The 19245-nt window shown below is 61.1% G+C and carries 21 protein-coding genes; 11 read left to right on the plus strand and 10 right to left on the minus strand.

Annotated features, from left to right (window positions below; translation table 11 throughout):
- Position 1: 1 nt before the first annotated feature.
- A complete protein-coding gene (locus Q7C33_RS21595) occupies positions 2–262 on the minus strand; it encodes a putative signal transducing protein (RefSeq protein ID WP_030138606.1) in 261 nt (86 codons plus the stop codon).
- 10 nt (positions 263–272) lie between these two features.
- On the minus strand, positions 273–455 hold the full coding sequence (locus tag Q7C33_RS21600; protein WP_030138605.1) for a CPXCG motif-containing cysteine-rich protein: 183 nt from the start codon (positions 453–455) through the stop codon (positions 273–275).
- A gap of 139 nt (positions 456–594) precedes the next feature.
- Here Q7C33_RS21600 and Q7C33_RS21605 point away from each other — a divergent pair, with 139 nt between their 5' ends.
- Positions 595–1761, plus strand: a complete 1167-nt coding sequence (locus Q7C33_RS21605; protein ID WP_033864426.1) for a 1-acyl-sn-glycerol-3-phosphate acyltransferase — start codon at positions 595–597, stop codon at positions 1759–1761.
- A 162-nt stretch (positions 1762–1923) separates the two neighbouring features.
- Here Q7C33_RS21605 and Q7C33_RS21610 read toward each other — a convergent pair whose 3' ends face one another.
- Positions 1924–2205, minus strand: coding sequence for a hypothetical protein (locus Q7C33_RS21610; RefSeq protein ID WP_030138603.1), 282 nt, complete (start codon positions 2203–2205; stop codon positions 1924–1926).
- 356 nt (positions 2206–2561) lie between these two features.
- Between Q7C33_RS21610 and Q7C33_RS21615 the strand changes: the two genes are divergently transcribed.
- On the plus strand, positions 2562–2768 hold the full coding sequence (locus Q7C33_RS21615; RefSeq protein WP_030138602.1) for a hypothetical protein: 207 nt from the start codon (positions 2562–2564) through the stop codon (positions 2766–2768).
- A 130-nt stretch (positions 2769–2898) separates the two neighbouring features.
- Here the strand turns inward: Q7C33_RS21615 and Q7C33_RS21620 are convergent, their stop codons facing one another.
- Positions 2899–3483, minus strand: a complete 585-nt coding sequence (locus Q7C33_RS21620) for a YajG family lipoprotein (RefSeq protein WP_030138601.1) — start codon at positions 3481–3483, stop codon at positions 2899–2901.
- A gap of 206 nt (positions 3484–3689) precedes the next feature.
- Between Q7C33_RS21620 and Q7C33_RS21625 the strand changes: the two genes are divergently transcribed.
- The gene (locus Q7C33_RS21625) at positions 3690–3923 is read left to right on the plus strand and encodes a hypothetical protein (protein WP_030138600.1); all 234 of its coding nucleotides are present in this window, start codon (positions 3690–3692) and stop codon (positions 3921–3923) included.
- Positions 3924–4659: 736 nt separating this feature from the next.
- Positions 4660–6168: a malate dehydrogenase (quinone) gene (gene mqo / locus Q7C33_RS21630; protein ID WP_258648256.1), complete on the plus strand. Its 1509-nt coding sequence runs from the start codon at positions 4660–4662 to the stop codon at positions 6166–6168.
- 112 nt (positions 6169–6280) lie between these two features.
- Here the strand turns inward: mqo and Q7C33_RS21635 are convergent, their stop codons facing one another.
- Positions 6281–6568 carry a PA4642 family protein gene (locus Q7C33_RS21635; RefSeq protein ID WP_030138598.1) on the minus strand — a complete coding sequence of 96 codons (288 nt, stop codon included), beginning with the start codon at positions 6566–6568 and terminating at the stop codon, positions 6281–6283.
- A 61-nt stretch (positions 6569–6629) separates the two neighbouring features.
- A complete protein-coding gene (locus Q7C33_RS21640) occupies positions 6630–7115 on the minus strand; it encodes a hypothetical protein (protein ID WP_030138597.1) in 486 nt (161 codons plus the stop codon).
- Positions 7116–7408: 293 nt separating this feature from the next.
- Between Q7C33_RS21640 and dauA the strand changes: the two genes are divergently transcribed.
- Positions 7409–9136, plus strand: coding sequence for a C4-dicarboxylic acid transporter DauA (gene dauA / locus Q7C33_RS21645; protein ID WP_407684140.1), 1728 nt, complete (start codon positions 7409–7411; stop codon positions 9134–9136).
- Between the two features lie 169 nt (positions 9137–9305).
- On the opposite strand, the gene Q7C33_RS21650 is transcribed toward dauA, so the two are convergent.
- On the minus strand, positions 9306–9779 hold the full coding sequence (locus Q7C33_RS21650; protein WP_407684141.1) for a WbuC family cupin fold metalloprotein: 474 nt from the start codon (positions 9777–9779) through the stop codon (positions 9306–9308).
- 3 nt (positions 9780–9782) lie between these two features.
- Complete coding sequence (locus Q7C33_RS21655; RefSeq protein WP_030138595.1) at positions 9783–10340, minus strand: hypoxanthine-guanine phosphoribosyltransferase; 558 nt, start codon at positions 10338–10340, stop codon at positions 9783–9785.
- Positions 10341–10502: 162 nt separating this feature from the next.
- Here Q7C33_RS21655 and upp point away from each other — a divergent pair, with 162 nt between their 5' ends.
- Positions 10503–11141, plus strand: a complete 639-nt coding sequence (gene upp, locus Q7C33_RS21660; protein WP_030138594.1) for a uracil phosphoribosyltransferase — start codon at positions 10503–10505, stop codon at positions 11139–11141.
- A gap of 2 nt (positions 11142–11143) precedes the next feature.
- The gene (locus Q7C33_RS21665; RefSeq protein ID WP_407684142.1) at positions 11144–12418 is read left to right on the plus strand and encodes a uracil-xanthine permease family protein; all 1275 of its coding nucleotides are present in this window, start codon (positions 11144–11146) and stop codon (positions 12416–12418) included.
- Between the two features lie 134 nt (positions 12419–12552).
- On the opposite strand, the gene hemH is transcribed toward Q7C33_RS21665, so the two are convergent.
- Positions 12553–13578 (minus strand): ferrochelatase, encoded by a 1026-nt coding sequence (gene hemH, locus Q7C33_RS21670; RefSeq protein ID WP_030138592.1) that lies wholly within the window; start codon positions 13576–13578, stop codon positions 12553–12555.
- 13 nt (positions 13579–13591) lie between these two features.
- Positions 13592–14491 carry a TIGR01777 family oxidoreductase gene (locus Q7C33_RS21675; RefSeq protein ID WP_198796251.1) on the minus strand — a complete coding sequence of 300 codons (900 nt, stop codon included), beginning with the start codon at positions 14489–14491 and terminating at the stop codon, positions 13592–13594.
- 196 nt (positions 14492–14687) lie between these two features.
- Here Q7C33_RS21675 and Q7C33_RS21680 point away from each other — a divergent pair, with 196 nt between their 5' ends.
- From Q7C33_RS21680 to phrB, 4 genes are all read left to right on the plus strand, one after another.
- On the plus strand, positions 14688–15674 hold the full coding sequence (locus Q7C33_RS21680; RefSeq protein WP_198796250.1) for an NAD(P)/FAD-dependent oxidoreductase: 987 nt from the start codon (positions 14688–14690) through the stop codon (positions 15672–15674).
- 176 nt (positions 15675–15850) lie between these two features.
- On the plus strand, positions 15851–16813 hold the full coding sequence (locus Q7C33_RS21685; protein WP_198796249.1) for a YbgA family protein: 963 nt from the start codon (positions 15851–15853) through the stop codon (positions 16811–16813).
- Positions 16813–17751 (plus strand): MerR family transcriptional regulator, encoded by a 939-nt coding sequence (locus tag Q7C33_RS21690; RefSeq protein WP_030138589.1) that lies wholly within the window; start codon positions 16813–16815, stop codon positions 17749–17751. The genes Q7C33_RS21685 and Q7C33_RS21690 overlap by 1 nt, the downstream gene beginning before the upstream one ends.
- 12 nt (positions 17752–17763) lie before the next feature.
- Complete coding sequence (gene phrB, locus Q7C33_RS21695; protein WP_407684143.1) at positions 17764–19197, plus strand: deoxyribodipyrimidine photo-lyase; 1434 nt, start codon at positions 17764–17766, stop codon at positions 19195–19197.
- Positions 19198–19245 lie beyond the last annotated feature (48 nt).

The following is a 19245-nucleotide window of genomic DNA, read 5'->3' on the forward strand; positions in this document are numbered from 1 at the left end:
CCTAACAGACCAGCGTTCCGGGGTAACTGTCCGGTTCATCGCCGGGCACCGGCAGCGCGGCATTGTAGGCGGCGATCAACTCCCGGGCGTATTGCGCCTGTTCATCGTCCACCGCCAGCCCCAACAGCCCGTGCATCGGCAGCTCCCCCGCGCCACCCACCAGGTCACGGCCCACCAGATGTGCCGTGATGCCTTCGCTGGCGAGCATGCCTTGGAGCAATTCGCCTTCCATCAGGTTTTCCAACTCGTAGATTCGCTGCATGGCCACCCCATCATTCGTTTTCGCTGAAGACCTCGAGGTGCCACTCCTCACCGTGGACTTGCAGTACGAAGGTAATCGGCCGACAGCAGACCTGACAGTCTTCGATATAGGTCTGGTCGCCACCGGAAAGATCCAATGAAGTCTCTACCTCTTCCCCACAATACGGACATTCATACTCAGCGGCTTCCAGCATCGCGGTCTCCCAAGTGACTTGTGCGTATAATCGCCGGTCTATTTGCAGGGCTATTTTCGTCTGGCTTATTTTCCAGGCCGTGCCCTGTCGTATTTTCGATCGAACCTTTACTTACCCTAGCCGTTTCCAACAAGAGAGCATGATGGGCGAATTCGATGCCATCCGACCTTACGACGACAGTGAAGTCCCAGCAGTGCTGGCACGGCTGCTCAGCGACAAGGCGTTTCTAGATATCCTCACCCACTTCCGCTTCCCGCGCCTGGCCGGCGCGTTCGGCTGGATGCTCAAACCCCTTATAGCGCAGAAGTTGCGTCGAGAGTTCGCCGGTGTGACATCGGTCGCCACGTTGCAGGACAAAGTGGAGTTCTATGTCGACCACACCATCGAGCGCGCCACCGATGGCGTGACGTACACCGGGGTGGAGCAATTCAAATCCGGCAACGCTTACCTGTTCATCGCCAACCACCGCGACATCGTGATGGACCCGGCGTTCGTCAACTACGCCGTGTACCACGCCGGCCTGCCGACCCCGCGTATCGCCATTGGCGACAACCTGCTGCAGAAGCCGTTCGTCAGCGACCTGATGCGCCTGAACAAGAGTTTTATCGTGCACCGCTCGATCACCGGTCGCCGGGAAAAAATGGCGGCGTACCAGTTGCTGTCGGCGTACATCAACCACTCGATCCGCAACGATTGCGCCTCGATCTGGATCGCCCAGGCCGAAGGTAGGGCCAAGGACGGTGACGATCGCACCGAATCAGCGATCCTCAAGATGTTCCACATGAGCCGCAAGGACGAACCGTTCGGCGAAGTGATCCGCTCGCTGAACCTGACGCCGGTGTCGATCAGCTACGAATACGATCCGTGCGACCAGGCCAAGGCCCGCGAGTTGTACATCCGCGCCACTACCGGGACCTACACCAAGGCACCGGGTGAGGATGACGTCAGCATCGCCAAGGGCATCACTGGCTATAAAGGCCGGGTCCATGTGAACTTTGCCGCGCCGATCACCGAGCTGTTCGAGGACACCAAGCAACTGGCAGCGGAGATGGACCGGCAGATCCTCGGCGGTTATCGCCTGTTCCCGGTGCATTACCTGGCCTATGCCCAATGGGCCGACGCCGACCCGCAGCTACAGGTCCCGACGGCCGCCGAAGTGTTCGGTGCCGAAGAACTGGCGAAGGCCCAAGAGGAATGGCAGCGTCGACTGGATGAGTGTCCGGTGGAACAACGACCGTTCCTGGTGCTGCAATATGCAACGCCGGTGCGTAACCAGTATCGGGTCAAGGCGGGGCTGGCGCTTTAAGCGACAGCCCTTAGAGCGAGTGACCTGTGGCGAGGGGATTTATCCCCGCTCGAGTGCACAGCACTCGCAAGCCCTTGGGCTAGCCATAGATATCGGGTCTGCTACGCAGCCCAGCGGGGCGGTGCGACGTTTCGCTCAATCCCCTCGCCACAGATTGCTTCATCAGAGCTTTGTGCTGAACCACGACATCAACAGCGCCACGCCCAGGCAAGCAAAACCGAAGCGGTAGAAAAACCGGTTCATGCGTTGCGTCGCCAGGTCCAGCAGCGCTTCGAATCGTTCATTGCTTTCGCCGCCACGCGCTTCGAGACAGGCCCGCGCCCGCTGCTCGCGGCGGCGCGTTGCGTGCAATACCCAGCCACCCGGGCAGGCAAACAGCAGCGCGAGCAGGTTGATCAGTTTGGCGGGGTGGGCAGCGAACAACGAAAACAGTTGCAACGACATCACGAACCTCAAGCGAAAAACGGACGCCTTGCGCCCAAGACCTATAAATCAGGGCGCGGATTCTACCGAAAGCCTGGCGCGCTGCGCGGCTTTTTCCGACCGGTAACGATGTCGTTCAATACTGAATGCGTTTGTGGCGAGGGGATTTATCCCCGCTGGGCTGCGAAGCAGTCCTAAAACCGGCCACCAGGGTGTGTCAGGCGAATCGCATCCAGTTCTTTTGGGGCTGCTGCGCAGCCCAGCGGGGATAAATCCCCTCGCCACAGGGGCGGGCTCAACTTTCTAATTTCATCCGTCACGGTTTCGTCATAAGGATAGGCCACCCTGTCGCCCTCCAAACCTGCACGGAACCCGTCATGCTGCACGCCGAAAACCAGGATCGCCTCTACCTCATCAGCCCGAGCGACGAACAACAGAACCTCGTCGACAGCCTGTCCTTCAACGTCCAGGACCGGCACTGGCTGGTGTATTGCGCCCTCGGCGGCCATCCACATGCTGATCTTCCGGAGACAGACCTGCTGACCGGGATCAGCGTGCTGGAGCTTTATTCCCAGGCCGCCTGAATATCTCATCCATAAAAAAACCCTGTGGGAGCGAGCTTGCTCGCGATGGCAGTGATCAGCCAACATCAAAGTGGCTGACATTCCGCTATCGCGAGCAAGCTCGCTCCCACAGGGATATGGGGCTTGTTACTTACTCTGCCAACACCTGACCAATGGTCGGGTCCTTGAACAGACGGGTCAGGGCATCGCTCAACACGTCGCTGACCAGCTTGGTATTGGTGTCCTGGTTCGGCGCCATGCCAAAGCGCTGGTCCAGCGAAGCGCCGTAACGACCGCTGTAGCGACGGTTCGCGTTCTGCACGTCGGAGCGGAAGGTCGCGCCGATCGTTGCTTCGGTCACGTACATGCCTTCCTTGGGCGACTGGTATTTCAGCTCCGCCAGGGTCACGGTCAGTTGCGGCGCGTTCATGGCGTTCGCGGTCGGGGTGAAGCCCAGCAGGCGCACGGCCGCCTCGGCCTGGGCCTGCAACTTCGGCAGGATCTGCGCGCCCTGCACCGTGATCACGCTGGTTTCAGGGTACAACCCACCGCGGGTGCCGAGGGTCGGCGACGGACGACCGTCCACGACACGCACCACGACCGGCTGGCCACGGCCCACCGGCGCCAATTGGGCGTTGAGCTTGGGTTCCGGGTTAAGTTGCTGCGGGCTGTGGGCACAGCCGACGAGGGTCAGACTGGTCACGGCGATCAAACCGAACAACAGGCGTTGCAACATGCTCTTCTCTCCAGAATCGGGCACAAACAGGCCGGCAGTATAGCGGTGCGCCATCGCGGCGAACCAGCGTCGCAGCATGAATACCGAGATGTCTGACAAGGGCCACCGTGGGCGGTTCCTGTCACCCCGTTGTCACCTTCCTTAAACCAGCATGTCATGGCCGGCTGTCAGGCTGTCCACAAGTTCCCTCGACACGGTATCCGACCATGCGTTTTCTGATCGATCTGTTTACCCCCCGTCCCCATCATCGCTGCTTTGCCCTGCTGGACCGCGCCGGTCGCTGCCAGGCGTTCAAGCAATGCAGCTTGCAACCCATGGGCGAAGGCTGGGTGGAAATCGAAGAGATCCGCCTCAACTGGCTGCACCAGCCCCTGCCCGTCGAAGCGCGAGTGCAACCGCCCCGCGCACGCGCCCGTAGCCGGCAACTGTTGGCCGTCTGACCGGAAGGCTAATAAAAGTCATAAAACACGACCATTTCCACGCGTTTCTTCGTTACAATCTCCCCCCGATTATAAGGACGTCTCCTGATCGGGCCTCGCAACATCGCTGATGCGCTTGTATTGGCACTTCGCACCGCCCACAGAGAGCCGCCCACACAGATCGAGTGAAGCTGGCGCGCTTGCTGTTCCCGGGCAAAATCTCCGCTTTTCACGAATCTGCAGAGCTGTCATTACGCTCGGTCACTGAGCTGTCTGCCCGTTTTGCCTGTCATGTACTGCATGAGGGCAACCAAACCGGGCGCGGTGCCAGGCTGGGACAGCCCTTTTTTGAGGTTCACGTCTTCAAAAGAGCGTGAAAAAACGGGTTTTCACAACTTCACAAGAGTGTGGCGAGCAAATGAAGAGTTTTGCGTCTGAACAAGCACCATTAGCGTCTGGAACAGCCCAACGACACAGGACCGGATATCGTTCAATAACCGGCGCCTGAAGCCTGTCCGCTACGGATTTGGTTGCACGAACGGATGTCTCGGCCATAAGTCGAATTGCCTGCCCGGCGCTTAAATGAGTTCATGTGACTCTTGAGGCCGTGCTGCATGCATCCGCAGTGTTGCGAAAAATTGCGAAGATTCGGACATGGCGATTCCTGGCCATGGATTCCTGGGGCGCAACTGACTTGCCCCGCTTCCTGGCCGCTATGCCGACAATTTGGTGCTGCAGATTTTTGGAGACGCGTTAAATGGCGCATAACGAAGCAGTCGATGTAGTTCTGGTAGGGGCCGGCATCATGAGTGCCACCCTGGCCGTGCTGCTCAAGGAGCTCGACCCCGCGATCTCGCTGGAAGTCGTCGAGCTGATGGATTCCGGTGCCGCGGAGAGTTCCAATCCCTGGAACAACGCCGGTACCGGCCACGCCGGGCTGTGTGAGCTGAACTACACGCCCCAGGCCGCCGACGGCACCGTCGACATCAAGAAAGCCGTGCACATCAACACCCAGTTCGAAGTATCGAAGCAGTTCTGGACGTACCTGACCAGGAAGGGCACGTTCGGCTCGTCGAAATCCTTCATCGCCCCCGTGCCGCACTTGAGCTTCGTGCAGGGCGAGAAAGGCGTGGAGTTTTTGAAGAAGCGCTTCGAACTGATGCGCCAGCATCACGCCTTCGCCGACATGGAATACACCGAAGACAAGGGCCAGATGGCCGAGTGGATGCCGCTGATGATGCCAGGCCGGCCGGCTGACGAAGTTGTCGCCGCCACCCGCGTCATGAACGGTACCGACGTCAACTTCGGCGCCTTGACCAACCAGTTGCTCAAGCACCTGGGCAGTGCGCCGGACACCCAGATCAAATACTGCAAGCGCGTCACCGGCCTCAAGCGCAACGGTGATGGCTGGACCGTGAGCATCAAGGACGTCAATTCCGGCAATACCCGGGAAGTCGACGCCAAGTTCGTCTTCCTCGGTGCAGGTGGCGCCGCGTTACCACTGCTGCAAGCCTCAGGCATCGAAGAGAGCAAGGGCTTCGGCGGCTTTCCGGTCAGCGGCCAGTGGCTGCGTTGCGACAACCCGGAAGTGGTCAAGCACCACCAGGCCAAGGTCTACAGCCAGGCCGCCGTGGGCTCGCCGCCAATGTCGGTGCCGCACCTGGACACCCGCGTGGTCGACGGCAAGAAGTCCCTGCTGTTCGGGCCATACGCCGGTTTCACCACCAAGTTCCTCAAGCACGGCTCGATCATGGACTTGCCGTTGTCGGTACGCGCCGGCAACATCGGCCCGATGCTGGCCGTGGCCCGGGACAACATGGACCTGACCAAGTACCTGATCAGCGAAGTGATGCAGTCCATGGAACAGCGCCTGGAATCCTTGCGCCGCTTCTACCCCGAGGCGAAAGCCGAAGACTGGCGCCTGGAAGTGGCCGGCCAACGGGTGCAGATCATCAAGAAAGACCCGAAGAAAGGCGGCATCCTGCAATTCGGCACCGAGCTGGTGGCGGCCAAGGACGGCAGCCTCGCCGCCTTGCTCGGCGCTTCGCCAGGTGCTTCGGTAACCGTGTCGATCATGCTGGAACTGATCGAGCGTTGCTTCCCGGAAAAAACCAAGGGCGAGTGGGCCACCAAGCTTGCGGAAATCTTCCCGGCCCGGGAAAAAGTGCTGGAAACCGACGCGGCGCTGTATCGCAAGATCAATGCGCAGAACAACATCGCGCTGGAGTTGGTTGAAGAAAGCAGCGAGACCCAAAGCTACGCTTGATTCGATCGGCTAAAAAAACGCCCCGTTCTCCATGAGAGCGGGGCGTTTTTTTTTGGACCTCGTGGCGAGGGAGCTTGCTCCCGCTGGCCTGCGAAGCAGGCCCCTGAATCAATCAGCCACGCGCCTTCTCGATCAATTCAATGTATTCCTGGGCATTGCGCTGATCGCGAACCAGCGTCACGAAATCATTGCCATGTTCGTCCTTGCCGTTAAGGTCGTAGCCCGCCTCGGCAAAAAACACCAGGAAGCGCTCGAAATCATCGACACGCAGCCCACGGTAGGCCTTGATCAGTTTGTGCAGCGACGGCGACGTGGCATCGATCGGTTCAAAATTGAGGAACAGCTTGATCTGTTCATCGCCAATCTCGTCACCAATCACCTGTTTCTTGTCTTTACGCATTGCCGGCTCCAGCTCGCACAGTTCACGGGGCGGGCAGTTTACCCCTGCCGGGCGTCGCGGCTCAACGCGGGCGTGCGGTGCCAGTGTGCAGGTCGGCCCAGATGTGACCGTTGGCGTAGCTGAGAAACTGCACGTAGACCGTGTCGTTGCGCAGCAGATCGATGACGACTCGGTACTGGGCCTGTGGATAAGACAGGGTCAGGGTCTTGCTTGCCTCGTCGAACACCGGTTTCTTCAGGCTTTTGCTTTCGCCATCGAAATTGAGGATGACCTGGCTGATGGTCGCGCCCTTGTTCAGGGGTTTGCCTTTGAGCCGCACCATCAAGGGCGAGGTGACCGGGATCGGTTGTTGATTGGACGGTCGCTGGTTGCCCAGCACCACCGAATACTCCGTGACTTGCAGCAACTGCTGCTGTTCGGGCTGTTCCTGGCGCGCCACCAGGTCATCGGAGGGCAGGAACTGGCTGTGCATCGGCGCAGCCATGGCTGTCATGGGCAGGCTGGCTATCAATAGCAGAGTGGCGCAGCGGTGGATCGATACACGCATGACAGGCTCCAGAGACTTGGCTGGGCACGCTAGCATCCGTGGAAAAAATAAGCGACCCGGGTCAATACATCCAGGTGTCTGGCGCGGCATACTCAGAGGACAATCTGCGTGACCTCACTGAGGTACGCTTTCGTGGCGAGGGGATTTATCCCCGCTCAAGTGCGTAGCACTTGCATTCAGCCTGGCGATACAAAAAGCCGGGGCCGCTTCGCGACCCAGCGGGGCGGTGCGACGTTTCGCTAAATCCCCTCGCCACAGGACCCCATGTTCCATTTACGTCATGTGGAGTATCCATGTCCTTCTCCGCCCCACCGCTGTTTGCCGCCTGGCGCCAAGCCTGGCGTGCCGGTTACACCCTTGAACGCCTGCGCGGCGATCTGGTGGCCGGGCTCACCGTGGGCATCATCGCCATCCCCCTGGCCATGGCACTGGCCATCGCCGTTGGCGTCCCGCCCCAGCATGGCCTGTACACGGTGCTGGTGGCGGCGCCACTGATCGCCCTGACCGGCGGCTCGCGTTTCAACGTGAGTGGGCCGACGGCTGCCTTTGTCGTCATCCTGCTGCCCATCACCCAGCAATACGGATTGGGCGGCCTGCTGCTGTGCACGATGCTCGCCGGCTTGATCCTGATCGCCCTGGGATTGATGCGCGCCGGGCGGCTGATCCAATACATCCCCTATCCCGTGATCCTCGGTTTCACTGCCGGGATCGGCGTCGTGATCGCCACGCTGCAACTCAAGGACCTGTTGGGACTGACCACCGCAGGCCACGCCAAGCACTACATCGAACAGCTCGGTGAGCTGGTCGTCGCGTTGCCCAGCGCCCATCTTGGCGATGGCATCATCGGCGCCGCGTGCCTGGCCGTGCTGATTGCCTGGCCGCGCTGGGTACCCAGGGTGCCGGGGCATCTGGTGGCCTTGCTGGTGGGCGCGCTGTTGGGACTGGCCATGGAGCGCGGCGGATGGCCGATCGCAACATTGGGCGAACGCTTCAGCTACGTCGTCGATGGCATCGCCTATCCCGGCATCCCGCCTTTCCTGCCGAGCTTCGACTGGCCGTGGAACCTGTCGGACAGCCAAGGTCATGGGCTGGTGCTTTCCTATGACCTGTTCCGCCAATTGCTGGGGCCGGCGTTTGCCATCGCCATGCTCGGTGCCATCGAATCATTGTTGTGCGCGGTAGTGGCGGACGGCATGACCGGCAGCAAACATGACCCGAACGCCGAGCTGATGGGCCAGGGCCTGGGCAATCTGGTTGCGCCGCTGTTCGGCGGCATCACCGCCACCGCCGCCATCGCCCGTAGCGCCACCAACGTGCGCAGCGGCGCGACCTCACCGCTGGCGGCGATCATCCACAGCCTGGTGGTATTGGTGGCGATTGTGCTGCTGGCACCGCTGTTCAGCTACTTGCCCATGGCCGCGCTGGCGGCATTGCTGGTGATGGTGGCCTGGAACATGAGCGAGGCCGGGCATGTGCTGCACACGCTGCGTATAGCGCCGCGCAGCGATGTGCTGGTCCTGTTGACCTGCCTGAGCCTGACCGTGCTGTTCGACATGGTGATGGCCGTCGCCGTCGGCCTGTTGCTGGCGGCCGGACTGTTTATCAAGCGCATGAGCGAACTGACCGACAGCGCCGAGCTGCCGCGCCATGTCCATAAAGCCTTGCTGGACATGCCCGAGCATGTTCGCTGCTATGCCATTCGCGGGCCGTTGTTCTTTGGCGCAGCGGAAAAAGCCCTGGACGTGCTGCGCAAGTTCGACCCGGGTGTTCGGGTGGTGGTCGTGGAAATGAGCGCCGTACCGATGCTGGACATGACCGCCCTGGCCGCGTTTGAAAATATCCTGAGGGATTACCGCAAGCAGGGCATCGGCCTGATCCTGGTCGCGACCGCGCCGAGGGTACGCCTGAAACTGCGCCGCGCTGGGATACACCGCGAGCAGCGTCAATTGGCGTATGTGCAGACCTTGGAACAGGCGCGGGTCAAGAGCGAGCATTGGTTGGCCAGTCGTATGGCCCATTGAAGACGCGCCCGACCTGTGGCGAGGGGATTTATCCCCGCTGGGTTGCGAAGCAGCCCTAAAATCAGGCGACTCGGAGTGTCAGGTTAATCGAGTCGATTGTTCTAGGGTCGCTTCGCAACCCAGCGGGGATAAATCCCCTCGCCACAAAAGCCTCCTCACCACAGGTCGATCAGTCGAACTGAGCGCGCATCCAAGCGTGGTATTGCGCCACGCCGGGCTCGCCTTCGCGAGGTGCCCAATGGGCCAGGTCGCCCTCGCCCACTGGCCGATAAGGGCCGGCCTTGCATTCGAACATCAGGCTGTCGGCTTCGAGCACCACCAGGCCGTGGTAGACGCCAGCCGGCAGGTCGACACCAAGGCAATCGCCGCCGGCCTGCAGGATTCGCTTGTCGAGCACCGTACCGCTTTCGTCGAAGATCAGCACACCGAGCCGGCCCTTGAGCACCAGCAGGGTCTCAGCCTTGTCGGCGCTCAAATGGCGATGTGGCGGGATGTAGGTCGACGGCTGCAAGCCCACCGCCATGCGATGGCAAGGCTCGTCCATCTGGTGGAAGTTGTGATGCTGCCGCCCGCGTGGGCTGGCCGCGGCTTTCCCGGCCAGTTCATCGAACAGGGCTTGATCCAGGAACGCCGGCCCAGTCATCTATTACATCCCCTTGACCGCAAAGATACCGTTGGCGTTGCGCCAGTAGCCTTTGTAGTCCATGCCATAGCCAAAGATGTATCGGTCGATGCACGGCAAACCGACGAAGTCGGCCTTCAGGTCCGGACGAGCCTTGCGGTCGTGATCCTTGTCGATCAGCACGGCGGTGTGCACCGCGCGGGCGCCGGCGTGTTTGCAGAAATCGATGATCGCGCCCAGGGTATGACCTTCGTCGAGGATGTCGTCGATGATCAGTACGTCGCGGTCGATGAACGAGACTTCCGGCTTGGCTTTCCAGAACAGGTCGCCGCCGCTGGTTTCGTTGCGATAACGGGTCGCGTGCAGGTAGGACGCTTCCAGCGGGAAGTTCAGATAGGTCAGCAGCTTGCCGGAGAAAATCAGCCCGCCGTTCATCACGCAGAACACGACCGGATTGCTTTCGGCCAACTGATCGTTGATTTGCGCACCGACACGGGCGATGGCCGCTTCGACTTCAGCTTCGGTGTACAGGCAGTCAGCCTCTCGCATGACTTGACGGATATGCTCGAGATCAGCGGACATGGCGCTCTCCAGGGGTGGCAGTTCGGAAAAGCCGGCAAAGGTACGCATCCCGCCCGGCCAGATCAAGCATTTGTGGACTAACGTTCTGTATTGTCTATAGGACAACACCCTCGGATAGATTAATCTAGGCCGGTTTTTTTGCCCGCCGCCGGAGCCTTCCCCATGCCCATCCTCGAGATCCGCCATCCGCTGATCAGACATAAACTCGGCCTGATGCGCCGCGCCGACATCAGCACGAAGAACTTTCGCGAACTCGCCCAGGAAGTCGGTGCCCTGCTCACCTACGAAGCCACCAAGGACCTGCCGCTGGAGTCCTATGAAATCGACGGCTGGGCCGGTACGGTCCAGGTCGAGAAAATCGCCGGCAAGAAAATCACCGTGGTACCGATCCTGCGCGCCGGCATCGGCATGCTCGAAGGCGTGCTCAGCCTGATCCCGGGGGCCAAGGTCAGCGCCGTGGGCGTGGCTCGCAACGAGCAGACCCTGCAGGCCCATACCTACCTGGAAAAACTGGTGCCGGAAATCGACGAGCGCCTGGCGATGATCATCGACCCGATGCTCGCCACCGGCAGTTCGATGGTCGCCACCATCGACCTGCTGAAGAAAGCCGGTTGCCGGGACATTCGCGCGATGGTGCTGGTCGCCGCCCCCGAAGGCATCAAGGCCGTGGAAGATGCCCACCCGGACGTGACCATCTACACCGCGTCCATCGACCAGAAACTCAACGAACATGGCTACATCATTCCGGGCCTGGGCGATGCCGGCGACAAGATTTTCGGCACCAAGCAGAAGGACGCCTGAGCATGCAGGACGAGTTCAACGATCCGCTCTGGCGCCAGGTGCTGTCCGGCGCCCAGATGCTGTTCGTCGCCTTCGGCGCGCTGGTATTGATGCCGCTGATCACTGGGCTGGACCCGAACGTGGCGCTGTTCACCGCCGGCCTGGGAACGATCCTGTTCCAGGTCGTCACCGGACGCCAGGTGCCGGTGTTTCTCGCCTCGAGTTTTGCCTTCATCACGCCGATCATCCTTGCCAAGGGCCAGTTCGGCCTGGCAGCGACCATGGGCGGCGTGATGGCGGCCGGTTTCGTCTACACGTTCCTGGGCCTGGCGGTAAAGATCAAGGGCACCGGGTTCATCGACCGCCTGTTGCCGCCAGTGGTGATCGGGCCGGTGATCATTTCCATCGGCCTGGCCATGGCGCCGATTGCCGCCAACATGGCGATGGGCAAGGCCGGCGATGGCACTGAGCTGATTCATTATCAGACCGCGATGATGATTTCCATGCCGGCGCTGCTCACCACCTTGATCGTAGCGGTGTTCGGCAAAGGCATTTTCCGCCTGGTGCCGATCATTTCCGGCGTGCTGGTGGGTTTTGCCATGGCATTTTTCTTCGGTGTCGTGGACACCGCAAAAATCGCCGCCGCGCCATGGTTCGCCCTGCCGGCGTTCACCGCACCGGAGTTCAACTGGCAGGCAATCCTGTTCATCGTGCCGGTCGCCCTGGCGCCGGCCATCGAGCACATCGGCGGTGTGATCGCCGTGGGCAGCGTGACCGGTCGTGACTACCTGAAAAAACCCGGCCTGCATCGCACACTGCTCGGCGACGGCATTGCCACCACCGCCGCCGGCCTGTTCGGCGGCCCGCCCAACACCACCTACGCCGAAGTGACTGGCGCGGTGATGCTGACCAAGAACTACAACCCGAAGGTCATGACCTGGGCGGCAATCTTTGCCATCAGCCTGGCGTTCATCGGCAAGTTCGGCGCGCTGCTGCAGAGCATCCCGGTACCGGTGATGGGCGGGATCCTGTGCCTGCTGTTCGGCTCGATCGCGGCGGTGGGCATGAACACGCTGATCCGCCACAAGATCGACTTGGGCGAAGCCCGCAACCTGGTGATCGTTTCAGTGACCTTGGTGTTCGGCATCGGCGGCGTGCTGGTGGGCACCGGCACCGGCCCGGACGACTTCGGTCTCAAGGGCATCGCGCTGTGCGCCGTGGTGGCGATCGCGTTGAACCTGTTGCTGCCGGGCAATGACGGTTGGAAGCAGAAGAAGGCGGATGAGCCGCTGATCTGAAGTACTTTGTTGTCAGTCAGAAAGCCATCGCGAGCAAGCTCGCTCCCACAAGGGGATCTGTTGTGAACACAAATTTTGTGAACACTCGCGATCCACTGTGGGAGCGAGCTTGCTCGCGATGAGGCCCTAGAACCTCACAAAGCTATCGGCGCCCGCTCGCAGAGAGTACTCAACGCCTGCGCCCACTGCGGATCGTCATTGAGACACGGCACCAACACCAACTCCTCCCCTCCCGCTTCGCGAAACTGTTCACGGCCACGGTCGCCTATTTCCTCCAGCGTCTCGATGCAATCGGCGACGAACGCCGGGCACATCACGAGGACCTTCTTCACGCCGCTCTTGGCCAGTTCCTCCAGGCGCGCTTCAGTGTACGGTTCGATCCACTTGGCACGGCCCAGTCGCGACTGGAACGACACCGACCATTTTCCATCCGCCAGGCCCATGCGATGGGCAAACAGCTCGGCGGTGCGGATGCACTGGGCGCGGTAACACGTTGCCATGACTTCCGGCGGCGCGTTCTTGCAGCAGTCGGCATCCTTGAAACAGTGGAAACCCGTGGGATCGAGCTTGGTCAGGTGCCGTTCGGGCAGGCCATGGAAACTCAGCAGCAAGTGATCATGGTCCTGCATCAAGTACGGCTTGGCGCTGGCGACCAGCGCATCGAGGTATTCCGGCTGGTCGTAGAACGGCTGGAGAATCGAGAACTGCACATCGAGCTTCTTTTCGCGCACGACCCGCTTGGCCTCTTCAACCACTGTGGTCACGGTGCTTTCCGCGAATTGCGGATACAACGGCGCCAGCGTGATGTTCTTGTGGCCCTGGCTCGCCAGCCGTACCAGGGTGGATTCGAGGGAGGGCTCGCCATAACGCATCGCCAGTTCCACCGGGCCTTGAGTCCATTGACGGGTCATGGCTTGCTGCAAGCGCCGGCTGAGCACCACCAGCGGCGAGCCCTCCTCCCACCAGATCGACGCATAGGCATGGGCCGACTGCTCGGGGCGCTTGATCAGGATCAGCGATACCAGCAACCGACGCACCGGCCAAGGCAAGTCGATGACGTACGGGTCCATCAGGAATTGATTGAGGTAGCGGCGCACATCGGCCACCGAGGTGGAGGCAGGCGAACCCAGATTCACCAGAAGCAACGCGTGATCGGTCATGCAACATCCTATTTCAAAGGCGACCCGATAAATCTTCCAGGGCCGCAGGCAAATCAGTGAACCGGAATGAAAAACCCGCCGCCTGTAATCGGGCCGGCGTGGCGCGCTGGCCGCCCAGCAACAGTAATGACAACTCACCCAACGTGACTTTCAACGCCAGCTCTGGCATCGGCACCACCGCCGGCCGATGCAATACGCGCCCCAGGGCCTTGGCAAAATCGCGGTTGCGCACCGGATTCGGCGCGCAGGCATTATAAGGACCGCTGGCATCATCGCGGTGCAGAAGAAAATCAATCAGGGCGATTTGATCGTCGATATGAATCCACGGCATCCACTGCCGACCATCGCCGATACGCCCGCCCAGCGCCAGCTTGAAGGGCAATAACAGCCGCGACAAAAAGCCGCCCTCGGCAGACAGGACCAAGCCGGTGCGAACCAGCACCACACGCAGGCCCATGGCCTCGGCCCGCTGCGCGGTTTCCTCCCAGGCAATGCACAACTGGCTGGCGAAATCCTCGCTGACCGGCCCCGATTCCTCGGTCAACTCTCGCTCGCCGCCGTCGCCATACCAACCCACCGCGGAACCGGAAATCAGTACCTGCGGCTTCTGTTCACAACGCTCCAGCCATGCGAGCAAAACCTCGGTCAGCGTGACGCGGCTGCTCCACAGCAACATCTTGCGCTTATGACTCCAGGGGCGGTCGGCAATGGGCGCCCCCGCCAGGTTGACCACCGCGTCCACGGGCTCGCTGATCTCGTCGAGCTTGGCGACGCCGCGTACCTGCGCGCCGCAAATTTCAGCCACTTGTTCAGGTCGACGACTCCAGACCGTCAAGTGATGCCCCTGCTCCAACCAGTGCCGGCAGAGCTGCCGTCCGATCAAACCAGTACCGCCGGTCAGCAATATGTGCATGAGGTGTACCTCTCATCGCGTTTTACCCGGCCCATTAGTCTATTTTTATAGGTAGAGATTGTTCATATCGGACAGGCCCTGTTTCTAACAATAGGACAACCTGTCGAAACGCGAACGGTAAAACTTATACCAAAAATCAAAATTGTACAGGATTAAACGACGGCGTAGTCTGTACAGAAAGTTAAACGAGGCCCTCATGACTGTACCTATCGCAATCATCGGTACCGGCATCGCCGGGTTATCAGCCGCCCAGGCCCTGACGGAGGCCGGGCACGTCATCCAACTCTTCGACAAAAGCCACGGCAGCGGCGGTCGCATGTCGAGCAAGCGCAGTGACGCTGGCGCCCTGGACATGGGCGCACAATATTTCACCGCCCGCGATCGGCGCTTCGTCACGGAAGTCCAGCGCTGGCAAGCCAACGGCTGGGCGGCGGAGTGGAACCCGCAGCTTTATCATTATCAGGAGGGGCAAATGAGCCCCTCCCCCGACGAACAGACCCGCTGGGTCGGAACCCCTCGCATGAGCGCCATTACCCGCGCCCTGCTCGGCGAACTGCAGGTGCAATTCGCCTGCCGCATCACCGAGGTGTTTCGCGGCCAGGAACACTGGCACCTGCAGGACGCGGAAGGGTTCACCCATGGCCCCTTCGGCCAGGTGATCATCGCCACGCCGGCGCCCCAGGCCACCGCGTTGCTGGCGGCCGTGCCGAAACTGGCCGGGGTCGCCGCCGGGGTAAAAATGGACCCTACCTGGGCCGTGGCGCTGGCCTTCGAACATCCCCTGGATACACCTATGGAAGGCTGCTTCGTACAAGACAGCCCCCTCGACTGGCTGGCGCGCAACCGCAGCAAACCGGGGCGCGACAGCAAGCTCGACACGTGGGTGCTGCACGCCACGAGTGACTGGAGCCGCCAGCACATCGACATGCCCAAGGAAGCGGTTATCGAACATTTGCACGGTGCTTTCGCCGAACTGTTGCACAGCGCGATGCCAGCGCCGAGCTTCAGCGTGGCCCATCGCTGGCTGTATGCGCGCCCTGCCGGCAGTCATGAATGGGGCGCACTGGCGGACGCGGACCTGGGTTTGTATGTGTGTGGCGACTGGTGCCTGTCCGGCCGGGTCGAAGGCGCCTGGCTCAGCGGCCAGGAGGCCGCTCGCCGCTTGCACGCCAGTCTTCAGTGAATCGTGTCATCCCGTACCGCTCGCTGCTGTCGCAAAAGACAGCAGCCCATCCCGCGCCAATGTGTCATGAACTCCGCTCGTTCAATTCGCGGTTGACTTGTGCCCGTTCGGACCTATGATGAAAATATTGTACAGAAAACAAAAACTGTACAAGATTAAGCCATCAGAGGTCGCCCATGCCCAGCGAAGCCCATGCCAAACCCAGAATTGCCATCAGCGCCTGCCTGATGGGCGCTGAAGTTCGCTTTAACGGCGGGCATAAACAATCGCCACTGTGCAGTCGCACGCTCACGGAATACTTCGATTTCGTCCCGGTGTGCCCCGAGGTCGCCATCGGCCTGGGCATTCCCCGCGAGCCGATTCGCCTGGTGGGCAACCCAGAGCATCCTGACGCGGTCGGCACGGTGAATCGCGACCTCGACGTGACGGGACCGTTGGCCGAATACGGACGGCAGATGGCCGGGGAGTTGGAGGGTATCTGTGGCTATATCTTCATGCAGAAATCCCCTTCCTGCGGGCTGGAACGGGTCAAGGTCTACGATCACAACGGCGTGCCCCAGGACGGCGGTGGACGAGGCATCTATGCCCAGGCTTTTTGCGAGCGTCATCCGGACCTGCCGGTGGAGGAAGATGGCCGCCTGAATGACCCGGTGCTGCGGGAGAATTTCCTGACGCGCGTGTTCGCCTATGCGGCCTGGCAACCGCTGCGCCAGCGAGGCCTGACCCGACGTGACCTCATCGAATTTCACTCGCGCTACAAATACCTGCTGATGGCCCACAACCCAGTGCAGTACAAGGCACTGGGCAATTTGTTGGGCAACATGGGCAAGGGCGATCCCGACGAACTGGGCGCACGTTATTTCAGCGCCTTGATGGCCGCCTTGAAAAAATGCGCTACCCGCCGTACCCACACCAACGTACTCCAGCACTTGAGCGGCTATCTCAAGCGCGCCATCGATGCCGATGACAAGCAGGAAGTGCAACACCTCATCGCGCAATATCGCCTCGGCATCGTGCCGCTGGTGGTACCGCTGACACTGCTCAAGCACCACCTGCGCCAGCACCCCGACCCTTATCTGGCGCAGCAGGTGTACCTGCAACCTCACCCGGAAAATCTCAGCTTGCGAAACGCCATTTGATGAACACGAAACCTGATTCAAGCGCCAGCGAAGACCTCGGCGTCGATTTTGCCGAGGCACTGGCGCAGGGCTGGCTTCCCATCCGCGAAGTGGCCCGGCAAACCGGCGTCAATGCCGTCACGCTGCGGGCCTGGGAGCGACGCTACGGCTTGATCGTGCCGCACCGCACCGCCAAGGGTCATCGCCTGTTCAATGCCGAGCATGTGCAGCGGATCCAGAGCATCCTCACCTGGATCAATCGCGGCGTGGCGGTGAGCAAGATCAAGCCGTTGCTCGAGACGCCGCAACCACCCGAAGAGCCCGTGCAGGACGAATGGCAACGCCAGCGCCATGCCTTGCTGCTGGCCGTGACACAACTGGCCGAGCGTCAGGTCGACGACCTGATCAACCAGGCGATGGCGCTGTATCCGCCGCGGACAGTCTGCGAACAGTTGTTGCTGCCCTTGCTGGCCGAGTTGCAAACGCGCTGGCAAGGCCAGTTCGGCGCGCAACTGGAGCAGGTGTTTTTCCACACTTGGCTGCGCAGCAAATTCGGCAGCCGGATTTATCACAACAACCGCCAGCTGCGTGGCGCGCCGTTGCTGCTGGTCAATCAATCGCAATCACATCAGGAACCCTGCTTGTGGCTCACCGCCTGGCTCGCCAGCAGCGCCGATTGCCCCGTGGAAATACTTGACGGGCCGCTGCCTGCCGGAGAGTTGGCCCTGGCGGTCGAACGCCTCAAGGTTCGCGCCGTGCTGGTGTATTCCAACCACGCCCTGGACCTGTCCCAACTGCCCAGGCTGCTGAATGCAATCGACTGCCCGATCATCATCGCCGGCCCGGCCGCGTCGATCCATCAAGCCAGGTTATCCACAGGCGTCTCGACGCTGGACGTGTCCTGGGCCGAAGACCCACTGGCCGCTTACCGCGAGCTGAGCCGCAGAGAACTCCTGTAGATGAAAGACCGCATGCAACTGATCTGGCTGCGCAGCGACTTGCGCCTGCACGACAACACCGCCCTGGCGGCAGCCGCAGCCGCGGGCCCCTGCGTGGCGGTGTACCTGATGAGCCCCGGGCAATGGCGCGCCCATGACGATGCTCCCTGCAAGATCGATTTCTGGCTGCGCAACCTCGCCTCGTTGAGTGCGGCGCTGAACACATTGAACATTCCGCTGCTGATTCGCCACGCTTCGCACTGGGACCAGGCGCCCCAGGTGCTGGCAACACTGTGTCGCGAATTGAATATCAGCGCCGTGCATGCCAACGAAGAATACGGCGTGAACGAAACCCGGCGTGATGGCGAGGTTGCTCGAACCCTGAAGGATCAAGGCGTGGCGTTCCACGGTTACCTTGATCAACTGCTGTTCCGGCCCGGCAGCGTCCTGACCAGGACCGGCAACTATTTCCAAGTGTTCAGCCAGTTTCGCAAGGTGTGCTACCAGCGCTTGAACCTTTCGCTACCCAATCTGGTTCCCGCGCCGACCGGACAAGCCCGCACGGCCATCGCCAGCGATCCGGTGCCCGCACACGTCGAAGGTTTCGCACCTCCCAGCGAGGCGCTACGTGCCCTCTGGCCTGCCGGCGAGAACGAGGCCCGACGGCGGCTGGACGCCTTTATCGATGAACACATCGATGAATACCAGCGAGCGCGCGACTTCCCCGCCCACCCCGGCACCAGCCAGCTTTCGGCCTATCTGGTGGCCGGCGTTGTTTCACCACGCCAGTGCCTGCACGCTGCGCTGCAAGCCAACCAGGGCGAATTCGAGAGCGGAAGTGCCGGTACCGTGGCCTGGATCAATGAATTGCTCTGGCGCGAGTTCTATAAACACATTCTTGTGGGCTATCCACGCGTGTCGCGCCATCGCGCGTTCCGCCCGGAAACCGAAGCGCTGGCCTGGCGCAAGGCTCCCGACGAATTGGAAGCCTGGCAGCAGGGCCGCACCGGCCTGCCGATTATCGACGCGGCCATGCGTCAATTATTGGAGACCGGCTGGATGCACAACCGCCTGCGGATGGTGGTCGCCATGTTCCTGACCAAGAATTTGCTGATCGACTGGCGCGAAGGCGAACGTTTTTTCATGCGCCACCTGATCGACGGGGACTTGGCCGCCAACAATGGCGGCTGGCAGTGGAGTGCTTCCACCGGCACGGATTCCGCGCCCTGGTTCCGCATCTTCAACCCCTTGAGCCAATCGGAAAAATTTGATCGCGAGGGACTATTTATCAAACGATGGATACCTGAACTGAACGATCTCGACGGGCTACGGGTCCATAGCCCAAATGCACAAGGCAATCTGTTTGACGCGGTGCAATACCATCGGCCGATCGTCGACCTGGCCGAATCCCGAGCACGTGCGCTGACAGCCTTCAGGCATCTGCCAGCGCGACAAGACATGGGATGACATGGATGGCCGATCACCGAACATGAAATTGTTGAAGACCGGATGCAA

The sequence above is a fragment of the Pseudomonas sp. BP11-1-1 genome (assembly GCF_052112105.1).
GTDB lineage: Bacteria > Pseudomonadota > Gammaproteobacteria > Pseudomonadales > Pseudomonadaceae > Aquipseudomonas > Aquipseudomonas alvandae.

Excerpts from the sequence above, each read along its gene's own strand:
- Q7C33_RS21610 (WP_030138603.1), bottom strand. The coding sequence starts at position 2,205 with ATGTCGTTGCAACTGTTTTCGTTGTTCGCTGCCCACCCCGCCAAACTG.
- upp (WP_030138594.1), top strand. The coding sequence starts at position 10,503 with ATGCCCATCCTCGAGATCCGCCATCCGCTGATCAGACATAAACTCGGC.
- Q7C33_RS21650 (WP_407684141.1), bottom strand. The coding sequence starts at position 9,779 with ATGACTGGGCCGGCGTTCCTGGATCAAGCCCTGTTCGATGAACTGGCC.
- Q7C33_RS21635 (WP_030138598.1), bottom strand. The coding sequence starts at position 6,568 with ATGCGTAAAGACAAGAAACAGGTGATTGGTGACGAGATTGGCGATGAA.
- phrB (WP_407684143.1), top strand. The coding sequence starts at position 17,764 with ATGCAACTGATCTGGCTGCGCAGCGACTTGCGCCTGCACGACAACACC.
- Q7C33_RS21685 (WP_198796249.1), top strand. The coding sequence starts at position 15,851 with ATGCCCAGCGAAGCCCATGCCAAACCCAGAATTGCCATCAGCGCCTGC.
- Q7C33_RS21655 (WP_030138595.1), bottom strand. The coding sequence starts at position 10,340 with ATGTCCGCTGATCTCGAGCATATCCGTCAAGTCATGCGAGAGGCTGAC.
- Q7C33_RS21640 (WP_030138597.1), bottom strand. The coding sequence starts at position 7,115 with ATGCGTGTATCGATCCACCGCTGCGCCACTCTGCTATTGATAGCCAGC.
- hemH (WP_030138592.1), bottom strand. The coding sequence starts at position 13,578 with ATGACCGATCACGCGTTGCTTCTGGTGAATCTGGGTTCGCCTGCCTCC.
- dauA (WP_407684140.1), top strand. The coding sequence starts at position 7,409 with ATGTCCTTCTCCGCCCCACCGCTGTTTGCCGCCTGGCGCCAAGCCTGG.
- Q7C33_RS21600 (WP_030138605.1), bottom strand. The coding sequence starts at position 455 with ATGCTGGAAGCCGCTGAGTATGAATGTCCGTATTGTGGGGAAGAGGTA.
- mqo (WP_258648256.1), top strand. The coding sequence starts at position 4,660 with ATGGCGCATAACGAAGCAGTCGATGTAGTTCTGGTAGGGGCCGGCATC.
- Q7C33_RS21665 (WP_407684142.1), top strand. The coding sequence starts at position 11,144 with ATGCAGGACGAGTTCAACGATCCGCTCTGGCGCCAGGTGCTGTCCGGC.
- Q7C33_RS21605 (WP_033864426.1), top strand. The coding sequence starts at position 595 with ATGATGGGCGAATTCGATGCCATCCGACCTTACGACGACAGTGAAGTC.
- Q7C33_RS21680 (WP_198796250.1), top strand. The coding sequence starts at position 14,688 with ATGACTGTACCTATCGCAATCATCGGTACCGGCATCGCCGGGTTATCA.
- Q7C33_RS21625 (WP_030138600.1), top strand. The coding sequence starts at position 3,690 with ATGCGTTTTCTGATCGATCTGTTTACCCCCCGTCCCCATCATCGCTGC.
- Q7C33_RS21615 (WP_030138602.1), top strand. The coding sequence starts at position 2,562 with ATGCTGCACGCCGAAAACCAGGATCGCCTCTACCTCATCAGCCCGAGC.
- Q7C33_RS21675 (WP_198796251.1), bottom strand. The coding sequence starts at position 14,491 with ATGCACATATTGCTGACCGGCGGTACTGGTTTGATCGGACGGCAGCTC.
- Q7C33_RS21690 (WP_030138589.1), top strand. The coding sequence starts at position 16,813 with ATGAACACGAAACCTGATTCAAGCGCCAGCGAAGACCTCGGCGTCGAT.
- Q7C33_RS21620 (WP_030138601.1), bottom strand. The coding sequence starts at position 3,483 with ATGTTGCAACGCCTGTTGTTCGGTTTGATCGCCGTGACCAGTCTGACC.
- Q7C33_RS21595 (WP_030138606.1), bottom strand. The coding sequence starts at position 262 with ATGCAGCGAATCTACGAGTTGGAAAACCTGATGGAAGGCGAATTGCTC.